Annotated in this window: 4 protein-coding genes; 2 read left to right on the top strand and 2 right to left on the bottom strand. The window is 58.7% G+C overall.

What is annotated here, in order from left to right; genetic code table 11:
* The first annotated feature begins 489 nt into the window (after nt 1-489).
* Nucleotides 490-774 (top strand): hypothetical protein, encoded by a 285-nt coding sequence (locus PMN64_RS41950; protein ID WP_411785005.1) that lies wholly within the window; start codon nt 490-492, stop codon nt 772-774.
* 129 nt (nt 775-903) lie between these two features.
* On the opposite strand, the gene PMN64_RS41945 is transcribed toward PMN64_RS41950, so the two are convergent.
* Both PMN64_RS41945 and PMN64_RS41940 read right to left on the bottom strand, forming a co-directional pair.
* A complete protein-coding gene (locus PMN64_RS41945) occupies nt 904-1,365 on the bottom strand; it encodes a hypothetical protein (protein WP_411785004.1) in 462 nt (153 codons plus the stop codon).
* A 478-nt stretch (nt 1,366-1,843) separates the two neighbouring features.
* Nucleotides 1,844-2,980 carry a lactonase family protein gene (locus tag PMN64_RS41940; protein ID WP_411785003.1) on the bottom strand — a complete coding sequence of 379 codons (1,137 nt, stop codon included), beginning with the start codon at nt 2,978-2,980 and terminating at the stop codon, nt 1,844-1,846.
* A gap of 1,386 nt (nt 2,981-4,366) precedes the next feature.
* Here PMN64_RS41940 and PMN64_RS41935 point away from each other — a divergent pair.
* Entirely contained in the window at nt 4,367-4,819 is a 453-nt protein-coding gene (locus tag PMN64_RS41935) for an Hsp20 family protein (protein ID WP_411785002.1), read from the top strand.
* The last annotated feature ends 243 nt before the right edge of the window (nt 4,820-5,062 follow it).

Raw genomic sequence — 5,062 nt, 5'->3', positions numbered from 1 at the left:
ATCGTGTGTTGGGGAAACCCCTTTAATTTCAGGCCTTCCCGTTTGGTACCGCTGAGCCGATAGTACACGGATAAGACACGGCGCTTCCGTGTTTGTTCTTCAATTCGCGATTTTCAGGAACCTGCGCGCGAATCTGCCGGATCACCAGCGGCCAAAACCCGATTCCGAAATCTTTAATAAATTCGGACCAGCCTCCTTCCGCGACAGGGAGGTGTATCATGCGTAATCATGACTTCGTGTCCGATGGATTCCTCGCGCTAATCGCGACCTGCCTTGTGCTGTTGTGCTCGGGCCTGCTCGTTATCGCATTTAGCTAGTCTGACCTTGGCACCCTCATCGTTACGGATGCTCCTACGGGCCGCTTGGGGACCCCGCGCAGAGCACAAGCACGCCGCATTTTCGTCACGCAAAAACGGCTGGCCTGCTCATCCAGCATTCACGTTCAAACTCCTACAGTGTGAGGTGCCTTAGATTCGATGAGAGGAAACCATGAAGCTTAAATTTGCACTTGTTGGACTTGCTGCGCTCGGCAGCCTTGCTGCGGCAGGAAGCGCGTCGGCGATGCCGCTCGCCACATTTTCTCCCGCTTCAAACGTCGAGAACGTCGCCCTAGTCTGCGGCCCGAACGGCTGTGTCCGCACGGCGCCCGTCTACAGGGGGGACGGCTACGGTTACGGCTATCGTGGCTACGGCGTCCGTCGTTACGGATACGTGCACAGGAGCTACGGTTATCATAGAGGTTACGGCTATCACGGCGGTTATCGCCGCTGGTGATTTTCGCGCAACAGCCCGTCGGTAGGATCATCCGGCGGCCAGATTGATCTGCATCACTCGCATGTGTTGACCGCCCTGCTACCGCTGTGTTGCTGGGATTACACGACTTCAATTACAACAGGCTATTGATCATTCATCGAGGACGAGCTGATCCCGCTCTCGTGCGCGCTCTCGATCTTCGCGGGCTTTGGCCAGCACGCGGAGCTTGTCGTTCCATTCGCCTTCGAGCGTGTCGGCGACGAGACGATTATTGTTGTCGACCAACATGAAGCGGCGCTGTGCGAGATCCGCTTCGATTTGGGCCCGTTCGATCGCGCGACAGCGCAGCTGGTCTGCTTCCTCATACCTGGCTTCGATCTCCCTGCGGATGTCGAGCGCTAATTCGACGGCGGCCGGCGTCAGCTGTTCGGCAATCAGCATGCCGATGGCTTTATCGATCTGAGGCCCGGCGAAAAGATAGATCCCGAGCACCGTAGTGCCAACGGCGCCAATGCCGGTCCACACCGCATCATCTAGCCGAGGTTGGATCATTGCCGCGCGCCCTAAGCGGACGCCACGCTCGGCGAAAATGCGATCGGCGAAGTGCTGCACGACTACGCTTGACCCCTGCTGATGAGTCACCTGTGCCCTAAAGGAAAAAACGAGTCGGTTTAAGCCAATAACGAGTCCGCCCACTCCGGTCTGCTGAGCTTGAACGTCCGGTTTGGCCTAGGAGCAGACGTTGAGCGCAGGTCGCATTTTAACCCTAATGCGAAGTCCGGGCGGGCTCTGAAATTGTCTGCTTGTCAGGGTAGACCGGAAGTGAATGGTCGCACTTTCAAATGGCGCTTTTGACCCGACGCGGACATCGCGAATTGCCGTCCGACAAGGAAGCGCATCGGGCAAACTGAGCTGGCGAACCGAAAAGGCATCCTCCCCAGATTTTTGACAGCTTGTACGACAACCTCCTGAAAAGGAGTTGCGCCGGGCGTAACTGCGCACCGCGATCCAACCGTTCTAGCGGCCGGGCTTGACCCGGAGGTCTGTTGGCTGGCCGGGGCAAGCGCGGCCATTTCGGTACGATGGCCGGCTAGTCGTGGATCCTATCGACGATCTCAACCCAGTTCGGCTGCTTACCCATCGGATATTGCTTGACGCTCTTCAGCTCGCCGCTGTTCTGGTCGATCGCATGGACGGTCAGGCTCGCTGAATCCATCCCCACGGCCAGCAAGAACTTTCCGCGCGGATCGATGTTGAAGCCGCGCGGGGTCTTCTCGGTCGGCCATTTGCCGATCCCGGTCAGTGTGCCCTTCTCGGGATCGATCTTGTACCCATGCAGCATGCTGGTCGTGCGCACGGCGCCGTAAAGGAAGTTTCCGTTCGGCGTGATATGGATGTCGGATGCAAAGGCCGAATCTTTTTGGTTGTAATCGCCGGTGTCGACGAATGCCACCTCGGTAAGGGTACCCTTGTCCTCGTCGATCAAATAGGTGCCGATCGTCGCGGTCGTCTCGGTGATGAGATAACCCCATTTGCCGTTCGGGTGGATGATGAAATGGCGCGGGCCGGCGCCGGCCTTGGTGGCGACCGTGGGCGGATCGTTGGGCTTCAGCATGCCGGTGCTGGCATCGAACTTGAACTGCATCACGTAATCGGCGCCGAGCACCGGCACATAGGCATGCTTGTTGCTGGCGTCGATGGAGACGCAATGGGCCTTCGGCTTGGTGTCGATGATCTGGGTCGCCTTGTCCTCAACGAGATAGCGCGCGTCGATCGGGTAGACTGCCACTTTGGCGCCGGCATAGGACGCGCCGAGCAGGTGTTTGCCAGTCTTATCGACGTTGATGTAGGCCATCTGATCGACCAGCGGCGTCGCGTCGAGATGGGTGAGCTTCCCATTGGTGTGGTCGATGGAGAACGTCGACGCCGGATACGGTTCGCTGCGCAGTTGCGCGTAGAGGAAGCGCTTGTTTGGGGCCAGCGCCATCGGCAGGCTGACCAGCGACGTCTTCTCCGCACCCGGCACCGGCGCCTTCTCGACCATGGTGAGTTCACCGGTGTCGCGGTTCATGCCGAGAACATAGATGTCCTTGGTGCCAGCGTTCGAGACGTAGACGAACGTTTCGGGGCTATCAGCAGCCATCGCCCTCTGCGCTCCGATCAGGGGAAGGACGCCGAGCGCAGCGATCCCGCCGAGCCCGAGTAGCAATACCCGGCGGCGTCTCATGATGTCCTCCTGCCGTTGCAATTCCGGTGGCACTAAGCCGACCTTCTCGTAGACCACAGGATAACCGACGCAATGGTTGCTTGGCTGCCAGATCCGATTTCTGCTCGTTCGGATTACCCATTGTTAGTCGCGAAACGTGGCAGCGTCTCGCACATACTTACATCTGTCAGGATTTTGCATTCCTTCCTGGGGCTAAGCCAGCGCCGACCGCAAGCATTTCAAGCGGTCGGCGTTGTGCTGTGGGCTTGCGATTTCGCAACCAGGACGGCAGCGGCGCATCTTCCGGGGCCAGGCGGCGTGACGCCGAAGCCGTCCCGATTGCCAGCGCTCCATGAGGCGCGATGTCATTGTAACGAACAACGATCGACATTGAAGATGCCATCGCGGATTACCTCAACTTGACAAGTGTCTAAGTTCTTCCGCGCTGACTTATGCGCCCCTCGAGCCTGGAACTTTCTGGCTTCAATGTGCTTCTTGATTCCGTTTTTGGGGCAGGATCGTCAGCGTTGGAGAGAGGAGCCATGAAGCGACGACGCCGGGTTAAACAGATTTTTCCCCTTGAAGAACGTCTTTTCAGAGAAGCCCAAGACCTACGCGAGCGGGCGAAGAAACTTCCCCCCGGTCGAGAGCGTGAGGTATTGTTGAGGAAGGCGCGGCAGGAAGAGGCCACCGCGCACTTGACGGCATGGCTAATGTCATCCGGTCCACGGGTCCCCATCTAACATGCAGGCTAACCAACACCTCGACGCCGTTGAACTTGCCTTTGTCTGCGCAGCGGCGGTGTCATTTGTTGCGCTCGTCGCCAGCGTTGCTTGGCTACTGTGAACACAGACGCCCCAGCCGGAGTGCTGGGGCTCTGGCTTTAGCTCCTGCAGGGAACCCGTGACGTGGAGTTATCTCATCGTCACCGGCCAGGGCTCTGCCCGTGGGCGTCGGTGGCTGAGAGACCAAGAGTGCTGCCGCCTGATTGAACGAGGGAGCGCGGCCATGGCCGATCAGCGCGTCATCAATCGCATTTACAGCGATTAACGGCTAGACGGGCACATCATTGATGCGGCCCTCCGGGTTTCGGCTGAATCTATCCGGTTGCTCAAAGACAACCTGCCGCCGGATACATTCATCGGTTCGTCGCAGCCCTAAGTAGGGCCGACGCATCCAGCGCTGCACCGACGGACGCGCTGTCCTGAAAGGCGCAAAGGCCGATTATCCGCTGCGCATTTTTTTGCTTGGACGTTCTTGACACCGCCAAATCGCGTTCTAATTCCTTTTTCGCGCAGGTCACCGTTAAGGAGGCCGGCGCCCTGGACGCCAATCGGGTCCAGGCAAACGGGCGCCGGTCGTGTCCGGTGCTTCTCATACCCATCTTGCTCTTTGGAGGATTTGGCTATGCGCACGTACGACTTCTCTCCCTTGTTCCGGTCGACAATTGGATTCGATCGCCTCTTCGACTTGGCCGAAACGGCCCAGCGAGCCACCGAAGACAACTACCCGCCCTACAATATCGAGCGACTTTCGGATGACCGCTACCAGATCGCGCTCGCGGTCACCGGCTTCTCCCCGGACGAGATCTCCGTTACCGCTGAGCAGAACGTCCTGACGATCGAAGGCAACAAGGTCGAAAAGGCGGACCGGGATTACCTCTATCAAGGCATCTCGACCCGCCGATTCAGACGGCAATTTAGCTTGGCCGACCATGTTCTGGTGAAGGACGCCGCGTTTGACAACGGTCTACTCAAGATCGAGCTGGCGCGCGAAATTCCGGAAGCCATGAAGCCGCGGCGGATCGCGATCAACTCGCAGCCGAGCCGGCCGCAACAGCTCGAGTCCGCTGCAGCCTGACAGCCGCGAAGCCGCGTCCGGATCTGCCGCACGCGGCTTCGATCATCCAATTCTCGTCTTGGAACGGAGGCAAACATGCGGCCGACGACCGCGAATGTCATTTCCTTGAACGTATCTGACCGCAAAGAGGCGCGGTTTAGTCATCCCCGAGATGTCCTGGCGGATCGTAAGCGTGGCGCCGAGGCCCTTTGGATTTTTTGTGCGGAGTCTTGAGAGCACCGTTAGAAGAGTCATCTTCTGCAA

Source organism: Bradyrhizobium sp. UFLA01-814 (genome assembly GCF_046718885.1).
GTDB classification, from domain to species: Bacteria; Pseudomonadota; Alphaproteobacteria; order Rhizobiales; family Xanthobacteraceae; genus Bradyrhizobium; species Bradyrhizobium elkanii.
This window is presented reverse-complemented; position numbering and strand designations above follow the sequence as displayed.